The organism is Streptomyces sp. NPDC101152, from assembly GCF_044768275.1.
Lineage (GTDB): Bacteria > Actinomycetota > Actinomycetes > Streptomycetales > Streptomycetaceae > Streptomyces.
The window spans coordinates 1-24,940 of the sequence record NZ_JBIWPO010000026.1 but is presented as its reverse complement, the minus strand read 5'-3'; the positions used below and the strand labels follow the sequence as shown (position 1 = coordinate 24,940).

Annotated in this window: 23 protein-coding genes; 8 read left to right on the top strand and 15 right to left on the bottom strand. The window is 72.0% G+C overall.

The features are described from left to right. Window positions 1-39: 39 nt before the first annotated feature. Window positions 40-645, top strand: a complete 606-nt coding sequence (locus ACIRVK_RS28370; protein WP_404251895.1) for a flavin reductase family protein — start codon at window positions 40-42, stop codon at window positions 643-645. A gap of 17 nt (window positions 646-662) precedes the next feature. On the opposite strand, the gene ACIRVK_RS28365 is transcribed toward ACIRVK_RS28370, so the two are convergent. Continuing rightward, window positions 663-1,535, bottom strand: coding sequence for a nucleoside hydrolase (locus ACIRVK_RS28365; RefSeq protein WP_404251893.1), 873 nt, complete (start codon window positions 1,533-1,535; stop codon window positions 663-665). Between the two features lie 59 nt (window positions 1,536-1,594). After that, window positions 1,595-2,902 (bottom strand): MFS transporter, encoded by a 1,308-nt coding sequence (locus ACIRVK_RS28360; protein WP_404251891.1) that lies wholly within the window; start codon window positions 2,900-2,902, stop codon window positions 1,595-1,597. Window positions 2,903-3,030: 128 nt separating this feature from the next. On the opposite strand from ACIRVK_RS28360, the gene ACIRVK_RS28355 reads away from it, so the two are divergent. After that, window positions 3,031-4,014 carry a GlxA family transcriptional regulator gene (locus tag ACIRVK_RS28355; protein WP_404251889.1) on the top strand — a complete coding sequence of 328 codons (984 nt, stop codon included), beginning with the start codon at window positions 3,031-3,033 and terminating at the stop codon, window positions 4,012-4,014. Here ACIRVK_RS28355 and ACIRVK_RS28350 read toward each other — a convergent pair. The 3 genes from ACIRVK_RS28350 to ACIRVK_RS28340 all read right to left on the bottom strand — a co-directional run bounded on the left by ACIRVK_RS28350 (window position 4,004) and on the right by ACIRVK_RS28340 (window position 7,246). Next, window positions 4,004-5,053, bottom strand: a complete 1,050-nt coding sequence (locus tag ACIRVK_RS28350) for a Zn-dependent alcohol dehydrogenase (RefSeq protein WP_404251887.1) — start codon at window positions 5,051-5,053, stop codon at window positions 4,004-4,006. The genes ACIRVK_RS28355 and ACIRVK_RS28350 overlap by 11 nt on opposite strands. Continuing rightward, the gene (locus ACIRVK_RS28345; RefSeq protein ID WP_404251885.1) at window positions 5,053-6,201 is read right to left on the bottom strand and encodes an acyl-CoA dehydrogenase family protein; all 1,149 of its coding nucleotides are present in this window, start codon (window positions 6,199-6,201) and stop codon (window positions 5,053-5,055) included. The genes ACIRVK_RS28350 and ACIRVK_RS28345 overlap by 1 nt, the downstream gene beginning before the upstream one ends. A 130-nt stretch (window positions 6,202-6,331) precedes the next feature. Next, a complete protein-coding gene (locus tag ACIRVK_RS28340) occupies window positions 6,332-7,246 on the bottom strand; it encodes an SDR family NAD(P)-dependent oxidoreductase (RefSeq protein WP_404251883.1) in 915 nt (304 codons plus the stop codon). 84 nt (window positions 7,247-7,330) lie between these two features. Here ACIRVK_RS28340 and ACIRVK_RS28335 point away from each other — a divergent pair, with 84 nt between their 5' ends. Beyond that, window positions 7,331-8,257 (top strand): cyclase family protein, encoded by a 927-nt coding sequence (locus ACIRVK_RS28335; RefSeq protein WP_404251882.1) that lies wholly within the window; start codon window positions 7,331-7,333, stop codon window positions 8,255-8,257. A gap of 403 nt (window positions 8,258-8,660) precedes the next feature. Here the strand turns inward: ACIRVK_RS28335 and ACIRVK_RS28330 are convergent, their stop codons facing one another. From ACIRVK_RS28330 to ACIRVK_RS28315, 4 genes are all read right to left on the bottom strand, one after another. Next, entirely contained in the window at window positions 8,661-9,122 is a 462-nt protein-coding gene (locus ACIRVK_RS28330; RefSeq protein ID WP_404251880.1) for an ATP-binding protein, read from the bottom strand. A 497-nt stretch (window positions 9,123-9,619) separates the two neighbouring features. Beyond that, a complete protein-coding gene (locus tag ACIRVK_RS28325; RefSeq protein ID WP_404251878.1) occupies window positions 9,620-10,549 on the bottom strand; it encodes an acyl-CoA dehydrogenase family protein in 930 nt (309 codons plus the stop codon). A 3-nt stretch (window positions 10,550-10,552) separates the two neighbouring features. Beyond that, the gene (locus tag ACIRVK_RS28320) at window positions 10,553-11,686 is read right to left on the bottom strand and encodes an acyl-CoA dehydrogenase family protein (RefSeq protein ID WP_404251876.1); all 1,134 of its coding nucleotides are present in this window, start codon (window positions 11,684-11,686) and stop codon (window positions 10,553-10,555) included. Continuing rightward, window positions 11,686-12,879, bottom strand: a complete 1,194-nt coding sequence (locus ACIRVK_RS28315) for an amidohydrolase family protein (RefSeq protein ID WP_404251874.1) — start codon at window positions 12,877-12,879, stop codon at window positions 11,686-11,688. Before ACIRVK_RS28315 ends, ACIRVK_RS28320 begins: the two co-directional genes overlap by 1 nt. A 96-nt stretch (window positions 12,880-12,975) precedes the next feature. Here ACIRVK_RS28315 and ACIRVK_RS28310 point away from each other — a divergent pair, with 96 nt between their 5' ends. Continuing rightward, window positions 12,976-14,493, top strand: coding sequence for a class I adenylate-forming enzyme family protein (locus ACIRVK_RS28310; RefSeq protein WP_404251872.1), 1,518 nt, complete (start codon window positions 12,976-12,978; stop codon window positions 14,491-14,493). On the opposite strand, the gene ACIRVK_RS28305 is transcribed toward ACIRVK_RS28310, so the two are convergent. Both ACIRVK_RS28305 and ACIRVK_RS28300 read right to left on the bottom strand, forming a co-directional pair. After that, the gene (locus tag ACIRVK_RS28305; RefSeq protein ID WP_404251870.1) at window positions 14,472-14,984 is read right to left on the bottom strand and encodes an EF-hand domain-containing protein; all 513 of its coding nucleotides are present in this window, start codon (window positions 14,982-14,984) and stop codon (window positions 14,472-14,474) included. The two genes, ACIRVK_RS28310 and ACIRVK_RS28305, sit on opposite strands and share 22 nt — an antisense overlap. A 184-nt stretch (window positions 14,985-15,168) precedes the next feature. Further along, the gene (locus ACIRVK_RS28300; protein ID WP_404252091.1) at window positions 15,169-15,549 is read right to left on the bottom strand and encodes an STAS domain-containing protein; all 381 of its coding nucleotides are present in this window, start codon (window positions 15,547-15,549) and stop codon (window positions 15,169-15,171) included. Between the two features lie 309 nt (window positions 15,550-15,858). On the opposite strand from ACIRVK_RS28300, the gene ACIRVK_RS28295 reads away from it, so the two are divergent. Beyond that, the gene (locus ACIRVK_RS28295; protein ID WP_404251868.1) at window positions 15,859-16,440 is read left to right on the top strand and encodes a sigma-70 family RNA polymerase sigma factor; all 582 of its coding nucleotides are present in this window, start codon (window positions 15,859-15,861) and stop codon (window positions 16,438-16,440) included. Then, window positions 16,437-17,672 (top strand): zf-HC2 domain-containing protein, encoded by a 1,236-nt coding sequence (locus ACIRVK_RS28290; RefSeq protein ID WP_404251866.1) that lies wholly within the window; start codon window positions 16,437-16,439, stop codon window positions 17,670-17,672. Before ACIRVK_RS28295 ends, ACIRVK_RS28290 begins: the two co-directional genes overlap by 4 nt. 108 nt (window positions 17,673-17,780) lie before the next feature. Here ACIRVK_RS28290 and purU read toward each other — a convergent pair whose 3' ends face one another. Both purU and ACIRVK_RS28280 read right to left on the bottom strand, forming a co-directional pair. Next, window positions 17,781-18,665, bottom strand: coding sequence for a formyltetrahydrofolate deformylase (gene purU / locus ACIRVK_RS28285; protein WP_404251864.1), 885 nt, complete (start codon window positions 18,663-18,665; stop codon window positions 17,781-17,783). Window positions 18,666-18,711: 46 nt separating this feature from the next. Continuing rightward, a complete protein-coding gene (locus ACIRVK_RS28280) occupies window positions 18,712-19,212 on the bottom strand; it encodes a hypothetical protein (protein WP_404251862.1) in 501 nt (166 codons plus the stop codon). A gap of 117 nt (window positions 19,213-19,329) precedes the next feature. On the opposite strand from ACIRVK_RS28280, the gene ACIRVK_RS28275 reads away from it, so the two are divergent. Then, complete coding sequence (locus ACIRVK_RS28275) at window positions 19,330-20,637, top strand: ABC transporter substrate-binding protein (protein ID WP_404251860.1); 1,308 nt, start codon at window positions 19,330-19,332, stop codon at window positions 20,635-20,637. A 7-nt stretch (window positions 20,638-20,644) separates the two neighbouring features. Here ACIRVK_RS28275 and ACIRVK_RS28270 read toward each other — a convergent pair whose 3' ends face one another. Together ACIRVK_RS28270 and ACIRVK_RS28265 are read right to left on the bottom strand one after the other, a co-directional pair. Then, window positions 20,645-22,225 carry a hypothetical protein gene (locus ACIRVK_RS28270; RefSeq protein WP_404251859.1) on the bottom strand — a complete coding sequence of 527 codons (1,581 nt, stop codon included), beginning with the start codon at window positions 22,223-22,225 and terminating at the stop codon, window positions 20,645-20,647. 221 nt (window positions 22,226-22,446) lie between these two features. Continuing rightward, window positions 22,447-23,832 (bottom strand): transcriptional regulator, encoded by a 1,386-nt coding sequence (locus tag ACIRVK_RS28265; RefSeq protein WP_404251857.1) that lies wholly within the window; start codon window positions 23,830-23,832, stop codon window positions 22,447-22,449. 263 nt (window positions 23,833-24,095) lie between these two features. On the opposite strand from ACIRVK_RS28265, the gene ACIRVK_RS28260 reads away from it, so the two are divergent. Further along, a complete protein-coding gene (locus ACIRVK_RS28260; RefSeq protein ID WP_404251855.1) occupies window positions 24,096-24,758 on the top strand; it encodes a bifunctional DNA primase/polymerase in 663 nt (220 codons plus the stop codon). Window positions 24,759-24,940: the final 182 nt, after the last annotated feature.

Genomic DNA, 24,940 nt, shown 5'->3' with positions numbered 1-24,940 from the left:
TTCCCATCTGACACTCCGTCAGCTTCAATGGAAGACGTGATGGGACACGCAGGGGCGGCCGCCGCCGCCGTCCGCTATCTCAGGGCGGCCGGCGCTCCCGCCCCCGTAGAGGCGCTGCCGCGCCCGGAGTTGCGCTGCGTCCGCGAGGACGAGCGGGCTCCGCTCGACCAGGCCGAGTTCCGCCGCGTGCTCGGCGCCTTCGCGACGGGCGTCACGGTGATCACCGCCCCGCCCGCGGCCGGCTTCGCCTGTCAGTCCTTCTCCTCCCTCTCCCTCGACCCACCCCTGGTCGCCTTCATGGTGGGCCGTACGTCCACGACCTGGCCGCGCATCGCCCGCGCCGGCGTCTTCTGCGTCAACATCCTCGCCGTCCACCAGGCCGCCCTGTGCCGCGCCTTCGCGACCCCCGGCACGGACAAGTTCGCGGGCGTGCCGTATGACCTCGCCCCGGCCTCCGGCTCCCCCCGCCTCACGGAGGCCACCGCATGGATCGACTGCACGATCCACGCGGTACACACCGGAGGCGACCACCTGATCGTGGTGGGCCGGGTGGAGGCCCTGGGCACCTCGGAGTCCCCCACCGCCCCCCTCCTCTTCCACCGGGGGCGATTCGGCCACCTACAGGACGACCAGCCGCCACAGTGAGGTGACCTCGGCGGCCTTCACCGGGTGGCCGTGAGGACGTCCAGGAAGCGGGCCTGGTCGACCGAGATCGAGATGCGGGTCCGGGTGCCGGTCGCCGGGCGGGCGCCCCAGGCGCCGCGCTCCCGGTACACCTCGACCTCGCGGAACGCGCAGACGGACTCGTCGAGGGCCACGGCCGCCGCGAGGGGGTCGTGGAAGGCCTTGCCGGTGCGGCGCTTGGCCAGGTAGACCTCCATGCCCTCCCGTACGAGCGCCATCCCGGGCGTGAGCCGGCGCGCCGACAGGGCGGCGTGCATCGCGCCGTCGTAGACGACGCCGTGGCAGACGTTCTTCGAGACGAGCACCCGATCGCCGACGTGGGGCGACTCCAGCAGCTTCGACGCCGCCTCCGGAGCGCCGTTGAAGTTGTACGTCCCGCAGGTCTCGCGTCCTGCGAACTTGGGGAGCCGGTGTTCGGGCGGCACGACGGAGTCGCCGGCGAAGCCGCCCTGCGCGACCCAGCGGGCGACGCGGACGTCCGGTTTCCGTTCCAGGAGCACGCCGGGGTTCTTCAGCGGCGCCCCCGTGAGCAGCGTCGCGTCCTCGGCGGCGAAGGTGTCGTGGAGCAACTGCCAGGCCTCGGCGTCGGCTTCGCGGGGCGGAACCTTCCCGAGCCATCGGCGGTGGAAGCCCGACACCGGCTTCACGTCGCCGCCGGGCCGGTACGCCCCGACCGGCACGGTCACCCCGAGGCGCCCGAGGAGGTGCTTGACGATCCCGACCTGCTCGTCCGATCCCGGCATGACCGTCACGGCCACCAGGCGCGCCCATGGATGGGTCGCGAGGGCACACAGGGTGAAGACGTCGTCGGGGTCGCCGGTCTCCATGTCGAACGCGATCGGGATGGTCATGTCCGCGACTGTACGGATACGGCGGAAACGTGCCCAACGGAATATCCGGCGGTCAACCGCTAGAGGGCCGGGGCCAGCCCCGGCGCCGGTCGTCGGCGGATCACCAGCGCCATCAGTGCCGCCGCCGCGCACAGGGCTCCCGACGCGTACCAGACCATGTCGTAGGAGCCGAAGACGTCGCGGGCGACGCCGCCGAGGAAGGCGACGAGGGCGGCGCCGACCTGGTGGGAGGCGAGGACCCAGCCGAAGACGATGGCGCTGTCGTCGCCGTAGTGCTCGCGGCACAGGGCGACGGTGGGCGGGACGGTGGCGACCCAGTCGAGGCCGTAGAAGACGATGAAGAAGAGCATCGGCGGGTGGACGGACGGGGCCAGGAGCATGGGGAGGAAGAGGAGGCTGATGCCGCGCAGGGCGTAGTAGACCGCGAGCAGGCGGCGCGGCTCGAATCGGTCGGTGAACCAGCCGGAGGCGATCGTGCCGACGACGTCGAACACCCCGATCACCGCGAGCAGCGAGGCCGCCGCCGTCACCGGCATGCCGTGGTCGTGCGCGGCGGGCACGAAGTGGGTCTGGATCAGGCCGTTGGTGGAGGCGCCGCAGATCGCGAAGGTGCCGGCCAGCAGCCAGAAGGGGCCGGTGCGGACGGCGGAGGCCAGCACCCGCACCGTGCGGCGGGCGGCGCCCTGCGCGGGCGGCGGCTTCACCACGAACTCCTTCGCGCCGTACGGCTTCACGCCCACGTCGGCCGGGTGGTCCCGCAGCAGCAGCCAGACGAAGGGCACGACCGCCAGGGCCGCGAGGGCCACCGTCACCGCCGCCGGACGCCAGCTGTGGTGCTCGACGATCCACGACAGCACCGGCAGGAAGATCAGCTGGCCGGAGGCCGAGGCGGCGGTCAGGATGCCCGTCACCAGGCCCCGCCGCTCGGTGAACCAGCGGTTGGTGACCGTGGCGGCGAAGGCCAGCGCCATCGAGCCGGAGCCCAGACCGACCAGCAGGCCCCAGCACAGCAGCAGTTGCCAGGCCGACGTCATCCACACCGTCAGGCCGGAGCCGAGCGCGATGACGGTCAGCGCCACCGCGACGACCTTGCGGATGCCGAAGCGGTCCATCAGCGCCGCCGCGAAGGGTGCGGTCAGGCCGTACAGCGCGAGGTTGATCGAGACGGCGGCGCCGATCGTGCCGCGCGACCAGCCGAACTCCTGGTGCAGCGGGTCGATCAGCAGTCCGGGCAGGGAGCGGAAGGCGGCGGCGCCGATGATCGTCACGAAGGTGACGGCGGCGACGAACCAGGCGCGGTGGACGCGCGACGTCTTGGGCGGCCGGAGGTCCTCTGCGGCGGCCGCTGCCTCGGTTGTCTGGGTCACGACATAGAGCATCCCGGCCGGAACCCGCCGTAACCACTGGCCCGAAGGACAGCATTCGTTAGAATCGGGCCACCGGGTCACGGGGCCGGGGCTTGGAGAGGGCCTTGGGCCCAGAGAGGGGCACCGCCATGGAGTTCCGGCCGCACCGCGTCGTCGTCCTCGCCATGGACGGGCTGCTCCCCTTCGAACTGGGCATCCCGCACCGCATCTTCGGGCGACCCAAGGACGCCCTGGGGCGCCGGCTGTACGAGGTCGTGACCTGTTCGATCCGGCCACCGGGCCCGGTCCGCACGGACGCCGACTTCTCCATCGACGTCGAGAACGGCCCGCAGACCCTCGCCACCGCCGACACCGTCATCGTCCCGGCGTCGTACGAACTCGGCCCGGTCTTCGAGGAGGGCGTCCTCACCGAGGAGCTGGCCGCCGCCCTCGCCCACATCCGCCCCGGCACCCGGCTCGCCTCCATCTGCACGGGCGTCTTCGTCCTCGCCGCCGCCGGCTACCTCGACGGCCGCCCCGCGACCACGCACTGGGCCGAGACCGACCAGCTCCAGCGACTGTTCCCGAAGATCGACGTCGACCCGAACGTGCTGTTCATCGACGACGGCGACGTGCTGACCTCGGCCGGCGTCGCGGCCGGCATCGACCTGTGCCTGCACATGGTGCGCCGCGACCACGGCACGGCGGTCGCCAACGAAGTGGCCCGCCGCACCGTCGTACCGCCCCACCGCGACGGCGGGCAGGCGCAGTACATCCACCGACCGGTCCCCGAACCCCAGCTGGCGACCACGAGAGGCGCCCGCGCCTGGGCGCTGGGCCGCCTCCACGAGCCGATCCAGCTGCGCGACATGGCCGCCCAGGAGTCGATGTCGGTACGGACCTTCACACGCCGTTTCCGTGAGGAGGTCGGGGTCAGCCCCGGCCAGTGGCTCACCCAGCAGCGGGTGGAGCGGGCCCGTCAGCTGCTGGAGTCGAGCGACCTGTCGGTGGACCAGGTGGCGCAGGAGTCCGGCTTCGGAACGGCCCAGTCGATGCGCCAGCACCTGCAGGCGGCCCTCGGGGTGACGCCGACCACGTACCGCCGGACCTTCCGCACCGGGGTCAGAACGTGAGCACCGCGCGCGCCACCCGCCCGGCCTCCGCGTCGGCCTTCGCCTTCTCGAAGTCCTCGACGGGGTAGGTCGCGGTGACCAGTTCGTCGAGCAGCAGGCGGCCCTGCCGGTAGAGCTCGGCGTACAGGGGGATGTCGCGCTGCGGCCGGGAGGAGCCGTATCGACAACCGAGGATCGACTTGTCCAGGAACAGCGAGGAGACGCGGAACGACGCCTCGGCCGTCGCCGGAGCCGTGCCGAGCAGCACCGCCTGCCCGTGCCGGTCGAGCAGGTCGATCGCCTGCCGGATCAGCTCCACCCGCCCGACGCACTCGAAGGCGTGGTCGGCCCCGGTCGGCAGGACGTCGCGCACGCCCTCGGTCGAGGTCAGGAAGTCCGTCGCCCCGAACTGCCGGGCCACCGCCTCCTTCGCCGGGTTCGCGTCGACGGCGACGATCCGCAGGGCCCCCGCGATCCGGGCCCCCTGGATGACGTTCAGCCCGATCCCGCCCGTCCCGATGACGAGCACCGAGTCCCCCCGGTCCACCCGCGCCCGGTTGAGCACGGCCCCCACCCCGGTCAGCACCCCGCACCCGATCAGCGCGGCCGACGGCAGCGGAATGTCCTTCGGGATCCGCACCGCCTGCACGGCCTTCACCACGGTCCGCTCCACGAAGGCGGAGTTGGACGCGAACTGGTACACCGCCCGACCGCCCTGGGTGAAGGGCTTCCCGGGCCGCCCGATCGCCTGCCGGCACATGGTCGGCCGCCCCCGGTCGCAGTCCGCGCAGGCACCGCAGTTGGCGAGCGTGGACAGCGACACGTGGTCCCCGGGCGCGACATGCGTGACCCCGGCCCCGACGGCCTCCACCACCCCCGCCCCCTCGTGCCCCAGCACCACCGGAACGGGGAAGGGTATGGTCCCGTCCACCACGGACAGATCGCTGTGGCACAACCCGGCCGCCGAGACCGCGACCAGCACCTCACCCGCCCCCGGCTCCCGCACCTCCAGGTCGTCGACGACCTCGACCCGCTTACCGTCGAACACCACTCCGCGCATCAGACGACCCCCTTGGGCTCCCTGGGCAGGCCGAGCACACGCTCGGCGATGATGGTGCGCTGCACCTGGTCCGAGCCGCCGTAGATGGTGTCGGCCCGCGAGAACAGGAACAACTGCTGGTCCCGGTCGAGTTCGTACGGCGCGGAGGGCGACCAGTCCGAGGCCCCCACGGACGCCTCGGCCCCCCGCACCAGCACCGCCAACTCCCCCAGTCGCTGGTGCCAGTTGGCCCACAGCAGCTTCGCCACACTCGGCGCCCCCGGATCACCGGAACCGCCCAGCGTGCGCAGGGCGTTCCACCGCATGGCCCGCAACTCGGCCCACTGCCGCACGATCCGCTCCCGCACCACCGGATCCCCGACGGCACCGGTCCGCACGGCGACTCGCACGACCTCGCTCAACTCCTCGGCGAATCCGATCTGTTGGGCCAGCGTCGACACCCCCCGCTCGAACCCCAACAAACTCATCGCCACCTGCCACCCCCGCCCCTCACCTCCGACGACATGCTCGGCTCGGGCACGCGCCCCGTCGAAGAAGACCTCGTTGAAGTCACTGGTCCCGGTCATCTGCCGGATGGGCCGCACCTCGACCCGCCCCGGCTGGTCCATGGGCACGAGAAGAAAGCTCAACCCGTGATGCCGATGGGATCCGACTTCGGTCCGGGCCAGCACAAAACACCAGTCCGCCTCATGGGCGAGTGAGGTCCAGATCTTCTGCCCACTGATCCGGAACTCCGCCCCTTCCCGCACGGCGGAGGTCCGCACCCCGGCCAGATCGGACCCGGCCCCGGGTTCGCTGTACCCCTGACACCACAACTCCTCCCCGGCGGCGACGGGCGGCAGAAACCGCCCCTTCTGCTCCTCACTCCCGTGAGCGATGAGGGTAGGGGCCAACAAGTTCTCCCCGATATGCCCGGACCGAGGAGGCGCCCCGGACCGCGCGTACTCCTCGGCCCAGACAACTTGCTGGGTGAGCCCGGCAGTTCGGTTCCCGTAGCCCCCCTCCGGCCATCCCAGCCCGATCCAGCCGGCTTTCCCGAGGGTGCGTTCCCATGTACGCCGGTCCTGGCCGGTGTCGACGTGCTCGGCCAGCCAGTCCCGCGCCTCCAACCGGAACGCTTCGTCCTCGCCGGAAAACCCGAACTCCACGACGGTCTCCTCTCAACGCCGGACCAGTGGACCCACTCGGGGGCGCGGGGCTGTATCAATGTGCGACTCCGCCGCGTGGGCGCGACCAGCCCCCACAAACCCGGACCCGCCCTACACCGCATCCCCCGAGCTATTGGGCGTTCGGCCTCTCCCCACGCCCCGCCGCCTTCTCCATCGCGGCCAACTGAGCAAGCATCGGCATCGGATCCACACCCACAGACCCGGGCAAAGACTCCGCGATCTTCTCCGCCGTCCAACCGCCGGAGGCATACGCAGCGCGCAATTCCTTCGGCTGCGCCCACACCGCGATCTTCGGCCCCGCCACCGTGTACACCTGCCCGGTGACCCCCGCCTCCCGAGCCCGCTCGGACAGCAGGTACACGACGAACGCCGCCACATCCTCCGGCTCCCCGATCTCCGCCAACTCCATGGGCACATTGGCGGACATCCGCGTACGGGCGACAGGGGCCACCGCGTTGGCGGTGACGCCGTACTTGTGCAGGCCCAGCGCAGCGCTCCGCACCAGCGAGATGATCCCGCCCTTCGCCGCGCTGTAGTTGGCCTGCGAGACGGACCCCTGGTGGTTGCCGCTGGTGAACCCGATCAGCGTCCCGGCGCGCTGCTTGCGCATGACGGCGGACGCGGCCCGGAAAACGGTGAACGTGCCCTTCAGGTGGGTGGCGACCACCGGATCCCACTCCTCCTCGGACATGTTGAACAGCATCCGCTCCCGCAGGATCCCGGCGACGCAGACGACCCCGTCCAGCCGCCCGTAGGACGACAGCGCGACCTCCACGACCCGCGCGCCGCCGGCCATCGTGGACACGTCGTCGGCGACCGCCACCGCCTCCCCGCCGGCGGCCTCGATCTCCTTGACGACCGCCTCGGCGACCTCGCTCGTCGGCGAGGCACCGTCCACCGAGACGCCGTAGTCGTTGACCACGACCCGCGCCCCCTCGGCCGCCGCGGCCAGCGCCACCGCCCGGCCGATGCCCCGCCCGGCACCGGTCACGGCGACGACCTTGCCTGCCAAGAAGTTCCCCACGACCGGCCCCTTCCCGCGGTTTCTGACGGACCGTTAGATTTTATGTCCCGTCAGATACGTGGAGACAAGCCCCGGGGAGGGCCGATGTCGCTGCCCGCCGAGTTCCATGAGATCGCCAAGCGCGTGAACAACTGGGGGCGTTGGGGAGCCGACGACGAGATCGGCACCCTGAACCTGATCACCGACGAGGTCGTCCGCGAGGCCGCCGCGACCGTCCGCACCGGCCGCCGCGTCCCGCTCGCCCTGCCCCTGAAGCAGGACGGCGTGCAGTCGGGGATGATCCCGGGCCGCATCAACCCGCTGCACGCGATGGTGCAGATCAACCAGGAGCTGTTCGGCCCCGGCACGGTGGCGTGCAGCGACGACGTCGTGACGATGGGCCTGCAGGCCGGCACCCACTGGGACGCGCTGACCCATGTCTCGCACTCGGGCAAGCTCTACAACGGCCGCCCCGCCGACACCGTGACCGCGCACGGCGGCGCCGGGTTCAGCGGCATCGACAAGGCACGGCACGTCGTCTCGCGCGGGGTGCTGCTTGACGTGGCCCGCGCGCGGGGCGTGGACCGGCTGGCGGGCGGGCACGCGGTCACGCCCGAGGACCTGGAGGCGGCCGAGGAGTTCGCCGGAACGCGGGTGCGCGCCGGGGACGTCGTACTCGTACGGACCGGGCAGATCCAGGTGTACCTCGCCGGGGACCGGGACGGGTACGGCTATCCGTCGCCGGGACTGTCGGTGCGCACGCCGGAGTGGTTCCACGCGCGCGATGTCGCCGCCGTCGCCAACGACACCCTCACCTTCGAGATCTTCCCGCCAGAGATCGAGGACCTCTGGCTGCCCGTGCACGCGCTCGACCTGGTGGAGATGGGGATGCTGCAGGGCCAGAACTGGAACCTCGAGGAGTTGTCCACAGCCTGTGGAGAAACCGGCCGGTACGCCTTCCTGCTGTCCGCGATGCCCGAGCCCTTCGTCGGTGCGACCGGAACTCCCGTGGCCCCCGTCGCCGTTCTGTGACGTCCGCCGGTCGGCGGCGCGGCCTCCCGCCCCGAGCACGGCGTCTCGCGCCGCCGACCGACTCCGGCGTTCCCGCCCCGACTCCCCCTGGCCCTGAAAGAGTCGACGCCGAATCACGACCCACACTCGCCAAGGGCGTCCGTCACCAGCACCCTCGGCGTCCCCTCACGGCGAATCGCTGCCCACCAGCGTGATCAAACGGTCACGGCCCGTCAACAGTCGTACGAAGATTTATCCCTTACGCGCCCTTTGCCAGGGGTGCGCACGGAAGCACGTCCCGGCGCACCGGGCCCCGACGGAGGGGGCGTGACAGCGGTCCCTGCTCCCGTGCACCAGCGCTGACGGACTTTCCGCACCCGTGCGCCGGTCGACCGGGCCGCCGACCAACCACCCGGTCCGGCGATCACACGACCTCGAACGCCAGCCCCTCATAGGCAGCCGCGCCGCCGGGACAGACCACCGAGGCGTGCGAAGCCTCCTCCGCGCGGTCGAGTTCGCACCAGATGCGCTTGCCCGCGCCGTCGGGGCTCCAGCCCCAGCGGTCGGCGAGGCCGTCCACGAGCGCGAGCCCCCGGCCGCCCGTCGCGTCACCGTCCACGCACCGCGGCACCGGGGCCCGGGAACTGGCGTCGGCCACCTCGAGGCGAACGGTCGCCGAACCGACCGCCGCACCCGGCAGCGACAACCGCAGCACGGCCGGCCTGCCGGTGTGCACGACGGCGTTGGTGACCAGTTCGGAGACGAGCAGGATCAGCGTCTCGGCCAGCGACTCGTCGCCCTCTATACCGGACCCGGCCAGGCGCGAACGGGCCCACCTCCGGGCCCGCCCCACCTCTGCGGGGTCGGGCCGGACTTCCAGTTGCACCTGAAGCACCTGCACCGCTCACACCATCCGAACCGGCGGACACATGACCTCGCGCCACGCACGTACCGCGACGAGGGCCACGATCGTAGCCATTTTCTGCATGGCCAGAACAACAGCCAGAGCAGAGCCCAAGGCAAGGGTCACGGAACGTGAATCCCTTAAGAGACAGCATGGTTGACGTACAGTCACCTCAACAAGCGCTTCGGGCATATTCCAGCGCGAAGGAGTACCCGTGCGGCATACTGTGCGACGCTCGCCGCGAGCAGTCGAACAGCCCGGAACCGGCCTCGCCCCAGGGGCAACACCGACGTGGCGCGTGCTCGGAACCACTCGCATCCCACAGAAGGTACCGGAGCGGCCCGCCGACTCCGGGCCGTGACGGGGCGCACCCAGGACACAACCCGATATCAACGCTCCGTAGTGTCGAGATGCCACGATCCGTGACATGAACGGGTGTGTTTTTCACTACATCCCAGCACAGCGGCCACCACAGTCCTTCACGCCGTCAGCTCGGCCGCGAGCAACTCCTCACTCTCCGTGACACCTCCACCACGTTGCGCCCGCACCCAGGCGCGTTTCAGCTGCAGGTGCACCTCGCTCTCCCAGGTGAAGCCCATACCGCCGTGCACCTGGAGACAGTCGCGGGCGCCGCGCACGGCCGCCTCGTCGGCGAGCAGCCGGGCCGCGGCGATGTCGGCCCGGTCGGCGGTGACAGCCGCCGCGTAGACGGCCGCCCGGGCCACCTCGACGCGCACCAGGATCTGCGCGCACAGATGCTTGACCGCCTGGAAGGCCCCGATCGGCTGCCCGAACTGCTCCCGCGTCCGGGCGTGTTGCACGGCCAGCTCACACACCCGCGCGGCGGTACCGAGCTGCTCCGCGGCGGTGAGGAGGTCAGCGACGGGGTCCGGGGGTGCCGGTGCGGGCACCCGGTGCAGAGGCGTCAACGGATCCACCGACCGCAGCGGTACGGCCCCCTCGGCGCCCGGCCGCACGACGTCCGCCTCGTCCAGCCACTCCACGATCCTGCCGTCAGCGGCGGCCACGACGACATCCCCGGTGGCGGCCCCGGGCACTTCCCCGGCCGCGAGGTGCGTGGCCACGAGCGGCCCAGGTACCAGCGCCCGCCCGGCTTCCTCGAACGCCAACACGGCTTCAGGCAAGCCAAGTCCGGCCCCTCCGTTCACTTCGGGCAGTCGTAGAGAGAAAAAGCCCAGCTCTCCGAGAGTGCGCCACAGAACCCGGTCGAGACGGGGCTGGTAAGCGCCGGGTCCTGCACTGCCGTTTAGGGGCGCGGGGCTGTGTCCATGTGCGGCTCCGCCGCGGGGCGCGACCAGCCCCCACCGACCGTCAGACGACCACCGGCCCAAGACTCCCCGCACACTCCCCCGCAACTCCATCTGAACCTCGGTCAATTGAAACCGCACCCTTCACCTCCCCTTCGGCAACCCGAGAATCCGCTCGGCCACGATGTTCTGCTGAATCTGCGAGGTACCGGCCGCAATGGTGTACGACAGCGACGACAGCCGGTCGAGCATCCAGGGCCGGTCCAGGTCCAGGGCATCCGCCCCCAGAACCGCGGCAGCGGCGTCGTACAACTCCTGCCGCGCATGCGAATACCGCAGCTTGAAAACAGAACCCCCCACCCCCGGCACCCCGCCGGAGGCCTCCGCCTCGCTCACGTTCCACTGCGTCAGCCGCCACAACGCCCGGAATTCCGCGTTCAACCGACCGAGCCGCCGTCGCAGCACCGGATCGTCCCAGCGTCCGTTCCGCCGTGCCTCCCGCGCCAGTTCGCCCAGCACCCGCCGGCAGGCGACGACCTCGCCCACGAACGCCGTGCCCCGCTCGAAGGACAGCGTGACCATGGTGACCCGCCACCCGTCGTTCTCCTCCCCCACCCGGTTGGCGACCGGCACCCGCACGTCGTCCAGGAACACCTCGGCGAACTCGGCGGACCCGGCAAGCGTCCGCAGCGGCCGTACGGTGACACCGGGCGCGTCCATGGGCATGGCCAGCCAGCTGATCCCCCGGTGCTTCGGCGCGCCCGCGTCCGTCCGTACCAGCAGCTCGCACCAGTCGGCGACTTCGGCATGGGACGTCCAGATCTTGGACCCGTTCACCACGTACTCGTCGCCGTCCTTGCGCGCCCGCGTCCGCAGCGACGCGAGGTCGGAGCCGGCGTCCGGTTCGCTGAAGCCCTGGCACCAGACCTCCTCCCCGCGCAGGATCGGCGGCAGCCAGCGTGCCCGCTGTTCCTCCGTGCCCTCGGCGGCGATGGTCGGGCCTGCGTGCAGCAGACCGACGAAGTTCGCGCCCACGTAAGGCGCGCCGGCCTTCTCGCTCTCCTCCAGGAAGATGAGCCGGACGGTCGGCGAGGCGTCCCAGTGGACGTCGGCGTACCCGGCGTCGTACAGCATCCGCTGCCAGCCGAGGTCGTAGGCCCGACGCGCGGACCAGTCGTCCGGGGACGGCTGCGCGGGCAGCGTGGGCAGCACCTTGGCCAGCCATTCCCGCAGCCGCGCCCGGAACTCCTCCTCCTCGGGCGTGTAGGAGAGATCCATCAGCGGTCGAGGTCCAGGCCCAGCATGCGGATCGCGTTGCCCCGCATCAGCTTGTGGACGGTCTCGTCGTCGAGGCCCTTCACATGGTCGAGGGCGACCTCCTTGGTGTGCGGGAAGGTCGAGTCGACGTGCGGGTAGTCGGTCTCGAAGGTGGCGTTGTCGCGACCCACCGCGTCCAGCGAGGCGACGCCGTGCTTGTCGCGGAAGAAGCAGCAGTAGATCTGGCGGTAGTAGTACGTCGACGGCGGCTCCGGGATGGTCCCGCGGACGCCGCCCCAGGCCCGGTGCTCCTCCCACACGTCGTCGGCGCGCTCGAGGGCGTACGGGATCCAGCCCATCTGGCCCTCGGAGTAGGCGAGTTTGAGGGTCGGGAACTTCACCAGGACCCCGCTGAAGAGGTAGTCCATCATCGAGGCCATCGCGTTGTTGAAGCTCAGCGCGGCCTGCACGGCGGGCGGGGCGTCGGGGGAGGCGGCCGGCATCTGCGAGGACGAGCCGATGTGCATGTTGACCACGGTCCCCGTCTCCTGGCAGACCGCGAAGAAGGGGTCCCAGTAGCCGGAGTGGATGGAGGGCAGGCCGAGGTAGGTCGGGATCTCGGAGAAGGTGACCGCCCGTACTCCGCGCGCGGCGTTGCGGCGGATCTCCTCGACCGCCAACTCCACGTCCCACAGGGGGATCAGGCACAGCGGGATGAGCCGGCCGCCGCTGTCGCCGCACCACTCCTCGACCATCCAGTCGTTGTAGGCACGCACGCAGGCCAGCGCGACCTCCTTGTCGTGCGCCTCGGCGAAGGTCTGCCCGCAGAAGCGAGGGAAGGAGGGGAAGCAGAGGCTGGCCTCGACGTGGTTGAGGTCCATGTCCGCCAGGCGCGCCTTCGGGTCCCAGCAGCCGCGTCGCATCTGCTCCCGGGTGATGCCCTCCAGGGTCATCTCGTCGCGGTCGAAGCCGACGGCGGCGATGTTGCGCTTGTACGGGAACTTGAGGTCCTCGTAGATCCACCAGTCCGTCGGCGGGCCCTCCGGGTCCATGGTGATCTGGTACTTGCCGCCCACGTAGGCGAGTTCACCGATCCCGGCCGTCAGGGGCTGCGGGCCCCGGTCGCGGTACTTCGCCGGCAACCAGGTCTCGAAGAGGTGCGCGGGCTCGATCACATGGTCGTCGACGCTGATGATGCGGGGCAGTTCGGTCATGGTTCCCCTCCGCCGGACGTCACGGGCGTTACGTATCTGATGACCCGTCAGATAGCATGTCACCTGACGAGTCGTCAGCCAAGGCAGGGGGCAGACATGGCGGACCCGACCGAGACCCCGCACACCCTGAGCTCCTCCCGCACGCTGTGGGAGCTGGTGGAGCGCCGCGCCCGGCTCACCCCCGACCGTCCCGTGTTCCTCCAGGACGACCGCGCGCTGACCTTCGGCGACCTGCGCGCGCGGGCCGAGCGGGTGGCGGCCGGCCTGTACGACATGGGCGTACGCCCCGGCACGGTGGTCGCCTGGCAGCTGCCCACCCGCATCGAGACGGCCCTGCTCTCCTTCGCGCTGGCCCGCCTCGGCGCCGTGCAGACGCCGGTCATCCCGTTCTACCGGGACCGCGAAGTGGGCTTCGCGCTACGGGAGTCGAAGGCGGAGTACTTCGCGGTGCCGGGCACCTGGCGCGGCTTCGACCACACCGAGATGGCCCGGCGGCTCGGCGCCAAGGGGATCTTCGAGGCGTACGACGACCTGCCCCACGGCGACCCGGCCGTCCTGCCCCCGCCGCCCGCCGAGGGCACCTCCGTGCGCTGGATCTACTGGACCTCCGGCACGACCTCCGACCCCAAGGGCGTCCTGCACACGGACCGTTCGCTGATCGCCGGTGGCTCCTGCCTCGCCCACGCGCTGCGTCTGTCGGCCGACGACGTGGGCTCGATGGCCTTCCCGTACGCGCACATCGCCGGGCCCGACTACACGGTGATGCTGCTGCTGTACGGCTTCCCGGCCGTGATGTTCGAGCAGTTCGCCCTGCCGGACGCACTGGCGGGCTACCGCCGCCACGGCGTGACGGTGGCGGGCGGGTCCACGGCGTTCTACTCGATGTTCCTCGCCGAGCAGCGCAAACAGCCGGGGACGAAGGTGATACCCACGCTGCGGCTGCTCGCGGGCGGCGGGGCGCCCAAGCCGCCGGAGGTGTACCACGCCGTCGTACGGGAGATGGGCGTGCAGCTCACGCACGGCTACGGGATGACCGAGGTGCCGATGATCACCATGGGGGCGCCGGACGACACCGTGGAGAACCTCGCCACCACCGAGGGGCGGCCGCCGGAGGGGATGGAGATACGGGTCGTCGACGGGGAGGTGCGGCTGCGCGGGGAGGCGGTGTGCCAGGGGTACCTGGACCCGGCGCAGACGGCGGAGGCCTTCGACGCGGAGGGGTTCCTGCGCACCGGGGACCTGGGGTTCGTGAAGGACAGCGGGCATCTGGTGCTCACCGGGCGGCTCAAGGACGTGATCATCCGCAAGGGGGAGAACATCTCGGCGAAGGAGATCGAGGACCTGCTGGCCGCGCACCCGGCGGTCGGGGACGTCGCGGTGATCGGGCTGCCGGACGCCGAACGCGGCGAACGGGTGTGCGCGGTCGTCGAACGGGCGCCGGGAGCCGAGGAGTTGACCCTGCCGGCCGTGACGTCGTACCTGCGCGCGGAAGGGCTGTCCGTGCACAAGCTGCCGGAGCAACTGGAGGTGGTGGACGCCCTTCCGCGGGGCGAGACGCTGCGGAAGGTGCTCAAGTACAAGCTGCGGGAGCGCTACTCGGGCACCGTGAAGTAGCGGGCGAGGGCGGGGACGATCTCGGCCTCTCCCACCCTGCCGTCGCCGTCGGCGTCCAGCGCGGTGGCGGCGGCCTGGGCGATCTGCTCGTCGACGCCCAGGATGCGCAGCACGCGCGCGGTGTCGGCGACCGTGGCCGCCCCGTCGCCGTCCGTGTCGGCCACGGCGAGGGCCGCGTGCAGGAAGGGGCGGGCGATCTCGGCGAACCGCTCGGGGTTGTCGCGCAGCCGCTTGACCGCGCCGTTCACGAACTCCTCGCGGGTGATGCGCTGGTCGCCGTCGCGGTCCGCGATCCCCGCCATGCCCTGCCAGAACGCCTCGGCGCCGGCGTACAGATCCTGCCCCTTGTCGGAGCGGGCCGCGACGTCGAACTCGGCGAGCAGCGCCTTGGCCGCCACGCTGAAGTCCCCGCGGTCGATGTAGCCGTTGCCGTCCTGGTCGAAGGTGGCGAACCGGGCGGCGATCCGGCGCTCGTACTCGCTGCTGACCATGTCTTCTGGGGCCGCCTTACCTCACGTCGGGTGCATATGTCCGGTACTCCGGTACCTGGACGGAGCGTACGACGAGCGGGGCCGTCGGGGCACGGCGGAGCGGCACTTGTGCCAGGACCGGGTGAATTCCGGGACAACAGTGTGGCAATGACCCGGTGCTGTTGGGTGGCCTGTGGCGCGAGGCCTACGCCGAGAGCGGGCCGGCCTCCTCGGTGACGGCGTCGTCCAGACCGGCGTACACGTCGAACAGGCGGCGCACCCCGAGGGCGCCCAGGACCCGGTTGACGTGCGAGCCGTCGACCGCGCCCTGCGCGGGCAGGATGAGCCGCAGGTTGCCCTGGCAGGAGCGGATGAGGCGGCGGGCGGCGATGAGCACGCCGACGCCGCTGGAGTCGCAGAAGAACACCTCGGAGAGGTCCAGGACGAGACTGTGGCGGCCGTCGGCCACCGCATCGTGCACCCGCTGACGCAGTACCGGGGACGTCACCAGGTCCAGCTCGCCCGACACACGGAGCACGGTCCATTCGCCCTGCTCGTCGCCGGTCACATAGAACGCCACCACCATGCCCTTCGCTCGCCGGAATCCCCGCAACCGGAAGCTGCTCCTACGCTTCCTTGCAGCGCGGCTGCCCAGCGGCCGTTCCCTGAAACACAGGCCCAGAAACGGAAACCGATCGGAAGAGGCTTGTTTTGGTCGCCTTCGATCCTGTTCGATCAGTTCTGGACCGGGTAAGCGAACGTCCACTATCACCTGCGGCTCCCGCGGGGGCGCGCAATGCGACAAAGGGGCGTGCGCTGCCAGAGGTGCCGACTACATTCGGGATGACGGTGGGCGCAGGCTGGCTGACAGGCGAAGACGGGGTGAGGGGGCCGCATGGCGAAGAAGGACGCACCGCCCCGCTGGGACCGCAAGATGCAGCAGCGACTGGCCCGCGGTGAGGCGGCCGCCCTCGGCGAGCTCTACGACCGGTTCGCCTCCCTCGTCCACGGCCTGGCCCACCGCGTGCTCGGGGACGAACACGCGGCCGACGGCATCACCCGGGACGTCTTCGCCCACGTCTGGGAACATCCCGAGGCGTACGACCCCAGGGAGGGCCCGCTGCGTACCTGGGTGGCCACCCTGACCCACCGCCTGGCCGTGCAACGGCTGCGCGCCACCGAGACCGCCGCGCTCGCCCGGGGCTCCGGCGGCTCCGCGGAGGAACTGGAGCGCAGGGTCCGCCGCGCCTCGGTCGCCGCCCGCGCCGACTACATCGTCACCTCCATGCCCGCTCCCCTGCGCGCCGCCCTCGACCTGGCCTACTTCCAGCGCCGCGACTACCGCCAGACCGCCGCCGACCTCGGCGTCACCGAGGACGAGGCCCGCCGCCGCCTCCGCCTGGGCCTGCAGCTCCTGTCCACGGCCCACGACACCGGCGCCCCCGGGGCACCGCCCGGATTCGGCGGTGCCGTGTGAGCGGCTTCAAGGACTACGACGAGCACGACGACGTCGACGTGCCGCCGCGCATACCGCTGCCGCGCGCGTCCGTCGAGGACGGTGACCGTCCGTTGCCCGCTCCGGAGGAACAGCCGCCGCCGTTGGTGCTGGAGCACCAGGTCCTGAAGTCGTTGCTGGGCGCGTGGGCGCTGGCCGCCTGCTCGGCCGCGGAGACGGCGGCCGTCGAGGAGCACCTCGGCGGCTGCGGGGCCTGCGCGGACGAGGCGCGACGGCTGCGGGAGGCCGTCGGCCTGCTGCATCCGCCGGAGAGCCTCGATCTGGACCCCGCCCTGCGCACCCGCGTCCTGGAGGGCTGCCTCGACCGGCGCCCGCCGCGCATCCCGGTGCCGGAGTGGGCGGCGCCCTACGACGCGGAGACGGCCCGCCTGGACGCGCTGCTGCAGGACATCGGCGACGCCGAGTGGCACGCGCCGGTACGGCTGCGGTGGTTCGGGGGCGACGGCGCGGAGAGCCGCCGTACGACGGTGGCCGGCGTCATCGCCCACCTCCTCACGGTCGACGGTCTTGTCGCCGTCGCCCTCGGCCTCGACGACCCGCTCGGCGAGATCGTCGCCGAGCGCCCCACACCGGTGGCGCGCACCGAGGCGTACTGGCACACCTCGCACTTCCCGCCCACGCGCGGCATCAGGGTGCCGTGGCGCGAGCAGAGCCACGAGCTGGTCCGCACGGTGTCGTTCACCGGCGCCGGTTCCGACGGGCCGGCCGTCTCGTACGGCGACTTCGAACTGCCGCTGCGCGACGCGATGCTGGACCGGGCCTTCGAGTGCTGGGTGCACGCGGAGGACATCGCCGAGGCGATCGACTACCCGTACGAGCCGCCGTCCCCGCAGCACCTGCACCGCATGATCGACCTGGCGGCCCGCATGCTGCCCCTGGTGCTGGCGGAGCGCCGGCGGTCGGGGCCGGCCGCCGGTGCGGCCCCGCGTCTGGGGGTCGCCGGGGAGCCCGGGCGCAGCCTGCGCCTTGAGATCGAGGGGTCGGGCGGCGGGGAGTGGCTGATCCCCCTGGACTCGCCGGGGGCGGTCGGCTCCGCGGAGCTGGAGGTGGCGCACGTCGCCCTGGACGGCGTGGAGTTCTGCCGCCTGGCCGCGGGGCACGTGCCTCCGGCGGAGGCGGCGGCAGGGCAGGTCGGCGACCGCGAGGCCATCAGGGACGTGCTGTTCGCGGCGGCGTCGATGAGCCGGATGTAGGCGGCCACGTGGCGGAGGCCGGTCCACTGGCGGTTCTTAGGGGCGCGGGGAACTGCGCGAACGGCCCCCACGCACCCGCAGCCGCCGACGCGCCGACGGATCGAGCTCCTAGGCGAACACAACCGTCCGTCGACCATTGAGCAGAATCCGCCGCTCCGCATGCCACTTCACGGCCCGCGCCAGCGCCTGGCACTCCACGTCGCGCCCCACCGCCACCAACTGGTCAGGCGTGACGTCGTGCCCCACCCGCTCGACCTCCTGCTCGATGATCGGCCCCTCGTCCAGGTCGGCGGTCACATAGTGCGCCGTCGCCCCGATCAGCTTCACACCCCGCGCATGCGCCTGGTGGTACGGCTTCGCGCCCTTGAAGCTCGGCAGGAAGGAGTGGTGGATGTTGATGATCCGCCCGCTGAGCTGCTTGCACAGGTCGTCCGACAGCACCTGCATGTAGCGGGCCAGCACCACCAGCTCGACGTCGTTCTCGCGGACCAGCTCCAGCAGCCGCGCCTCCGCCGCGGCCTTCGTGTCGTTCGTCACCGGAATGTGGTGGAAGGGGATGTTGTACGAGCCCACGAGCTCGGCGAAGTCCGTGTGGTTGGACACCACGGCCGCGATCTCCACCGGCAGCGCGCCGATACGGGCGCGGAAGAGCAGGTCGTTCAGGCAGTGCCCGAACTTGCTGACCAGGAGGACGACGCGCATCTTCTCGTCGGCCCGGCTGATCTGCCAGTCCATGTGGAAGGAGTCACCGATCGCCGCGAAGCTCGCGCGCAACTTGTCCACCGTCACCGGCGGCTCCGCCGAGAAGTGGACGCGCATGAAGAACAGACCCGTGTCGTGGTCGCCGAACTGCTGGCTGTCCTCGATGTTGCAGCCCGTCATGAAGAGGTAGCTCGACACGGCGTGCACGATGCCCTTCTTGTCAGGGCAGGAGAGGGTGAGGACGTACTGGTCGGCGGGGCTCGCCGCGGCCCGGCTGGACTGCTCGTTCATGCCCGCCATGGTCCCACGACCGGGCCGCGGCGCGGACCGGTGTCCGTCACGCGGAACGCGTCATGATCCGCAGCACCTCGAGGGTGCGCGGCGGCGCGTCGGGGTCCTCGCCGTCGGCCACGGCCATCCGCACGTGCGCGTCCCGTGCCGCCCGCACCGCGTCCGGCCAGCCGGGGTTCTCCATGTACACGGAGACGGGGGCGTCGGGCCCCACCTGGTGCATGATCCGCAGCACCCGCAGCACCGCGGTGTCCACCAGGGCCGCCTCCTGCGAGTCCCGGAAGATCGTGCCGACGTACTTCTCGGCGGACCAGTTGTCCAGCCAGGTGTCCTCCACCAGGCGGTACACGGCGTCGGTGACGTCCCCGTACCCGTCGACGCCGGCCAGCCAGACGTTCTGCTGGAAGGCGGGGTCGGAGAGCATGTGCAGCGCGGAGCGCACATTGCTGCGCCAGCGCCACCACGGCATGTCGGTCAGTGGCATGTCGCCCATGGTGGAGGAGCGACGGCCACGACGGGAAGGGTTCTCCGTACCTTGCACGGTCACTGATCGTACGTTCTTCCGGTCCCGCGCCTCACCGGCCCCGGCATTTCACCTTGCCGTCACCGACCCATAACCGAGGGTCACCTCCGGGTTGGTGATGTGACGGAAGCGTGTGGGCCCATGACAGGCAGGCGACGCAACCGCAGCACCTTCCTCCCCTCGTTCACCCGGCCCGTCAGAGCCACCGTGCGCACGGCGGGGGCCCTGGTCGCGTGCGCGTCACTCGCCGCTGGTTGCGGGGTCATCCCCGGTACCACGGGGGGTTCCGGGGACGGCCCGATCACCGTCATGACCTGGGCGCCGCAGGGCACGAGCGCCACCAACAAGCCGGGCATGCCGGCGTTCGCGCAGGCCTACGCCCGCTGGATCAACGCCAGGGGCGGCCTCAACGGCCGCAAGCTGAAGGTCCTGACCTGCAACGACCACAACGACAGCGTGGCCGCCGCGCAGTGCGCCCGCGCCGCCGTGAAGGCGAACGTCGTCGCCGTCGTCGGCTCCTACAGCCAGTTCGGCGACTCGTACCTCACCGACCTCGAGGGCGCGGGCATCCCCTACATCGGCGGCTACGGCGTGACCACCGCCGAGTTCACCAGCCCGCTGTCCTACCCGGTCAACGGCGGTCGGCCGACCCTGCTGGCCGGCCTCGGCAGGGAACTCGCCTCGAGCTGCGGCCCGGTGACGCTGGTACGGGCCGACAGCATCGCGGGGGACGAGCTGCCGCCCATGCTCGACTCGGGACTCAAGGCGGGCGGCCACGAGAACGCCGTCGACCAGCGCGCCGCCGACGACACCACCGAGTACGAGGAGCCGGCCCAGCAGGCGCTGGCGGCCGCGACCGGCGACAAGGCCAGGAGGGGGTGCGTCATCCCCGCGCTCGGGGACGGCACCGACACCTTCATGGACTCCTTCCGCCGGGCCCGCGACGCCTACCCGGCGGTCCGCACGGCGGCGACCCTGGACAGCGTCGACCAGACGGTGATCAACCAGTCGGGCGCGGCCGGGGGCCCCTACGAGGGGGCGTACATCACCGGCTGGTACCCGCCGGCCAGTGACCCACGCTGGGCCCCGATGAAGAAAGTGATCAGCGCGCAGGCCTTCGGCGACAACCGGATCGACCCCGCCGACGCCGGGGTGCAGACGACCTGGATCGCCTACACCGTCTTCACCAAGGCCGTCCAGTCGCTGGGCGGCGGTGACGTGACCGCCGACGCCGTCCGCCGGGCCCTCGACGGCGGTCTGCGGGTCTCCACCGGCGGGCTCACCCCGTCCCTGCACTGGGGCGAGCAGGGCCCGCTCGCCAGCATCGGGCTGCCCCGCGTCGTCAACGCCGAGGTGACCCTCCAGGTGGTGCGGCAGGGTCAGCTGGTGACGGCGCGCCAGGGCTTCCTGGACATGACGCGCACGCTGCAGGGCGCGCAGGTCGGCTGAGCCGCGCTCAGAGCTGGGTCGGCTGGCGCTGGGTCAGGCCGTACGTCCGCGCGAGACCGTTCCACAGGTCGGCGGCCTTGGCCTTCTGCTCGCTGGCGGTGCCGCTCGCGCGGTTGCCGGCCGCGGTCTGGCCCGTGTTGCGGGCCTGGCCCTTCTTGCAGCTCTTCTTGTTGCCGGCGACCTGGTCGGCCCAGGCCGCGTAGTGGTTGTCGGCCGCGGCGGACGCCTTCCACGCCCGGGTGAGGGCGGTGGTGAGGGCGGCGTGGTTCGGGAGCCGGTCGACGGACAGGCCGGACAGCCGGGTGACCAGCTGGGTGCGCTGGGTGGCCGCGTCGCGCAGGTCGGAGGCGGCGGTGTCCAGGTTGCTGCAGTTCTTCACGTTCGCCACCGCGCTGATCACGGCGGCGCGGCTGTTGCCGCTGTCCGCCAGCAGCTTGTCCAGGGCGACCGCCTGCTGCTTCGCCGCATCGCCGCCCGCCGAGGCGGAACCCTGCGTCGCCGGGGCCGTCGCGGAGACGGTCTGGTTCTTGGCCTTGCCGCCGCCGCCCCCACCGCCGAGCATCGCTCCGGCCCCGACACCGATGACGACGATGCCGACCCCGATCGCGGCGATGAGCGGCACCTTCGACCGGCCACGCCCACCGCTCGTGTCCTGCGGACCGTGGGGGCCCTGCGGGGGCTGCCCGCCGTACGAGGGCGTCGCCTGCTGTCCGTACGGCGGCTGGGCGTACGGGGACTGGGCGGGCGGCTGCTCGAAGCGCGGCAGGTGCTGGGTGGCGCCCGCGGGGCCGTTGGCCGCCGGACCGCTGCGGAACAGGTTGTCGAACTCGGAAGGCGGCTGGCGGTCCCCGCCGGGCTGCGCGCCGTAGGGCGCCTGGTCGGACACGGGCGGGATGTACTGCGTGGCCTGCGCGTCGGGACCGACGGCGGGCGGCAACGGCCCGGCGCCGGTCCGTCCCAGGTACTGCGTCGCCTCCGCGCCCACGGGCCCCCCGACCTCGGGCGGCAGGGCCCCGGGCGCGACCGGCGGAATGTACTGCGTCGCCCCTTCGTCACCGCCCACCACGGGCGGCAGGTACTGGGTGGCGCCCTCAGTGCCGGGCGCGGGCGCGGCCGGCACCGGCGGTATGTACTGCGTGGCGCCCTCGTCGGCGGCGGGGGGCAGCGGGGCGCCGAAGGTGCCGGGCGGCAGCGGGGCGCTGCCCTGGCCCTCCGGGAGGAGCGGCTGGGCGGCGGGGGTGGACCACTGGTCGGCGGTGCCGCCCCAGGTCTGGTCCGGCGGCGTCGGCCAGGAAGTGGCCGCGGGAGGTGCCGGGGTCTGGTGCTGTTCGGGGCCCCACGGGGTGCCCCAGGACTGCCCGCCGGGCGGGGCCGCCGGTGCCGGCGGGGCACCGGTGGACTGGGGGCCAGCGGGCGGCGGGCCGCCGTAGTGGCTCGTGCCCGCGTTGCCCGGGGAACCCGGCGCCGTCCCGTCCTGGGCGGCGTTGAGCATGCCCGGGAGCAGGGGTTCGCCGCCGTCGGAGGGCAGCACGATGCCTTCGCGCGCTTCGCGCGGCGAGGGCTTCTCGCCCTGTCCACTCTGCGTCACCGGGACTCCTACATAGGGGGGACCTTGTGAATCGTCGGTTCACGCTACCGGGTCCCCCGAGCCGGGTGCCACGCAGCTCAGGGCTCAACCTCCCGCCCTGTGACAGCGGTAACAGATCCGCTCTCCCACACGCTCCTTATGTCCATCCTTCACGTGGTCACGCTCGGCAACCGGCCGTTTCCCGCGCCTTCACCCGCCGGACACCGGCCGGTCGCCCGCCCTCACGCTGCCGCCTGCAGCTCCAGCCGCGCCCCGAACTCCCGCACCACCGGCTCCTCCCGGTACGGCTCCAGCCGCAGCTGGAAGTCCTCGAGGTACTCGGCGCCCCGGTTGGAGCGCAGGGTCTCCAGCAACTCGACCGCCTTCAGCCCCGTGGCGCAGGCCTGCTCGATCTCCCGCTGCTGCACCTGCGCGGTGGCGAGCAGCACATATCCGATGGCCCGTCGGCGCGCCTTGGACTCCGGGAGCCCGGCCAGGGACTCCTCGGCGCGCCGCGCCGCCGCCTCGGCCTGTCCGAGGTCCCGGTGGCAGTGCGCCAACTCGTCGGCCAGGTACGCCTCGTCGAAGTGGACGATCCACGCCGGGTCGTCCCCGGACGAGGCGTCGGCCGACTCCAGCGCGCCGACCGCCCGCCCGGACGCCACCTGGGCCGCCCGCGCGTCGCCCATCAGGGCGTGCCCGCGCGCCTCCGCCGCGAGGAACATCGCCTCCGCGCGCGGGGTGACCCGGCCCCGCGCCCCCTCCTGCGCCGCCCGCGCCAACTGCGCGATCTCCCGCGGGTTTCCGAGCTGCGCGGCGAGATGGCTCATGGAGGCGGCGAGCACATAGCCGCCGTACCCGCGGTCTCCCGCCGCCTGCGCGAGCCGCAGCGCCTGGATGTAGTACCGCTGGGCGAGGCCCGGTTGGCCGGTGTCGACGGCCATGTACCCGGCGAGCTCGGTCAGTCGGGCGACCGCGGCGAACAGGTCCCGGCCCACCGCCTCCCGGTACGAGCCCGCCAGCAGCCCCGAGACGACGCTGTTGAGGTAGTGCACGACGACCGGGCGGACGTGCCCGCTGCCGTACTGGTGGTCCAGGTCCACGAGGGCCTGGGTCATCGCCCGCACGGCCGCCACGTCGGACCGCCCGACGCGCGGGCCCGCCGCACGCGCCACCTGCGAGTCCGGCGAGGAGATCAGCCAGTCCCGGCTCGGCTCGACCAGCGCGGACGCGGCGACGGACGAACCGGACAGGAAGTCCCGCCGGCCCACGTCACTGCGCCACAGCTCGCAGACCTGCTCGATGGCTCCCAGTACGGTCGGCGAGAACTGGAGCCCGACGCCGGAGGCGAGGTTCTTGCCGTTGGCCATGCCGATCTCGTCGATCGTGACCGTACGGCCGAGCTTGCGGCCCAGGGCCTCCGCGATGATCGCGGGCGCCCTGCCCCGCGGCTGCTGTCCGCGCAGCCAACGGGCCACCGACGTCTTGTCGTAGCGCAGGTCGAGGCCGTGCTCGGCGCCGCACATGTTGACCCGGCGGGCCAGCCCGGCGTTCGAGCACCCCGCCTCCTGGATGAGCGCCTGCAGCCGTTCGTTCGGCTGCCGCGCGACGAGAGGCCTTGCGGCCATTGGCGTACCCCCTGTGGCTGCGGTGGGCGAAAAGATCCGGCCGTGAAGATCAATGCCCCGCCTACCTGCGCGAAATGCGCGCCATGCGAGGTTTCCTGAGGATTGCCGGGGTAAAGAGGTAACCGACCCCCCTCCTGGCTACCCCGCTCACGCCGGCGTTCCTCCTCTGCGCCCCCACACATGCATCCATGCGCCCCAGGTGCGGAATCGATGCTCCTCCCCCGCGCGCGCCAGAGCCGTAACCCGAGGTGGGTGCGGGAGTTGTGTTGGGCGTGGAAGAGACGATCGCGGGCACCGACGCCGCTCAGATTCCGAAGCAGCGCGGGGAAACGCTGCTGGAGACCGCCGTGCGCTACGCCGAGGAGCGCCACTGGGACGTGTTCCCCGGCACCTGGCTGGAAGCCGTCGACGGGGTGCAGCACTGCTCCTGCGGCGACGGCGCGTGCGGTGCGCCGGGGGCGCACCCGGCGCGGGAGGACTGGGCGACGCAGACCACGGGCAGCGCGACCGTCGCGCGCCGGATGTGGCAGAAGCAGCCGGCGGCGTCGATCCTGCTGCCGACGGGCCGCACCTTCGACGCGGTGTCCGTCCCGGAGACGGCCGGCTTCCTCGCGCTGGCCCGGATGGAGCGCATGGAGCTGACGCTCGGGCCGGTGACGCTGACGCCGGACCGGCGGATGCACTTCTTCGTGCTGCCGGGGGCGTCGGTGAAGGTCCCGGACCTGCTGCGCAGGCTGGGCTGGACTCCCACGGCCCTCGATCTCACCGTGCTCGGCGAGGGGGCGTACGTGGCCGCGCCGCCCACCCGGTACGGGTCCCGGGGCGCTGTCCAGTGGGCCTGCCGGCCCACGCCCGCCAACCGGTGGCTGCCGGACGCCGAGGAGCTGATCTCGCCGCTCGCCTACGCCTGCGGCAGGGACAGGTAGGGGCGCGGCAGCCTAGCTTGGCGTTTATGCTCGGCGGGCTTGGTGTTCCTTGATCGACTCGGCGCGTTTGACCGTCTTGCCGACGTGGTGACGTGTGGCCCGGTGCTTGTTCTTCGAGCCGGGAGGCCGTCCCGGGCCCGGCTTGGACGGTTTCGGTGCGGCCGCTGGACGGGCCGCCGTCG

Coding starts and splice junctions, on each gene's coding strand:
- ACIRVK_RS28370 (WP_404251895.1), top strand. CDS start 40: ATGGGACACGCAGGGGCGGCCGCCGCCGCCGTCCGCTATCTCAGGGCG.
- ACIRVK_RS28365 (WP_404251893.1), bottom strand. CDS start 1,535: ATGACCATCCCGATCGCGTTCGACATGGAGACCGGCGACCCCGACGAC.
- ACIRVK_RS28355 (WP_404251889.1), top strand. CDS start 3,031: ATGGAGTTCCGGCCGCACCGCGTCGTCGTCCTCGCCATGGACGGGCTG.
- ACIRVK_RS28350 (WP_404251887.1), bottom strand. CDS start 5,053: ATGCGCGGAGTGGTGTTCGACGGTAAGCGGGTCGAGGTCGTCGACGAC.
- ACIRVK_RS28335 (WP_404251882.1), top strand. CDS start 7,331: ATGTCGCTGCCCGCCGAGTTCCATGAGATCGCCAAGCGCGTGAACAAC.
- ACIRVK_RS28320 (WP_404251876.1), bottom strand. CDS start 11,686: ATGGATCTCTCCTACACGCCCGAGGAGGAGGAGTTCCGGGCGCGGCTG.
- ACIRVK_RS28315 (WP_404251874.1), bottom strand. CDS start 12,879: ATGACCGAACTGCCCCGCATCATCAGCGTCGACGACCATGTGATCGAG.
- ACIRVK_RS28310 (WP_404251872.1), top strand. CDS start 12,976: ATGGCGGACCCGACCGAGACCCCGCACACCCTGAGCTCCTCCCGCACG.
- ACIRVK_RS28305 (WP_404251870.1), bottom strand. CDS start 14,984: ATGGTCAGCAGCGAGTACGAGCGCCGGATCGCCGCCCGGTTCGCCACC.
- ACIRVK_RS28300 (WP_404252091.1), bottom strand. CDS start 15,549: ATGGTGGTGGCGTTCTATGTGACCGGCGACGAGCAGGGCGAATGGACC.
- ACIRVK_RS28295 (WP_404251868.1), top strand. CDS start 15,859: ATGGCGAAGAAGGACGCACCGCCCCGCTGGGACCGCAAGATGCAGCAG.
- purU (WP_404251864.1), bottom strand. CDS start 18,665: ATGAACGAGCAGTCCAGCCGGGCCGCGGCGAGCCCCGCCGACCAGTAC.
- ACIRVK_RS28275 (WP_404251860.1), top strand. CDS start 19,330: ATGACAGGCAGGCGACGCAACCGCAGCACCTTCCTCCCCTCGTTCACC.
- ACIRVK_RS28265 (WP_404251857.1), bottom strand. CDS start 23,832: ATGGCCGCAAGGCCTCTCGTCGCGCGGCAGCCGAACGAACGGCTGCAG.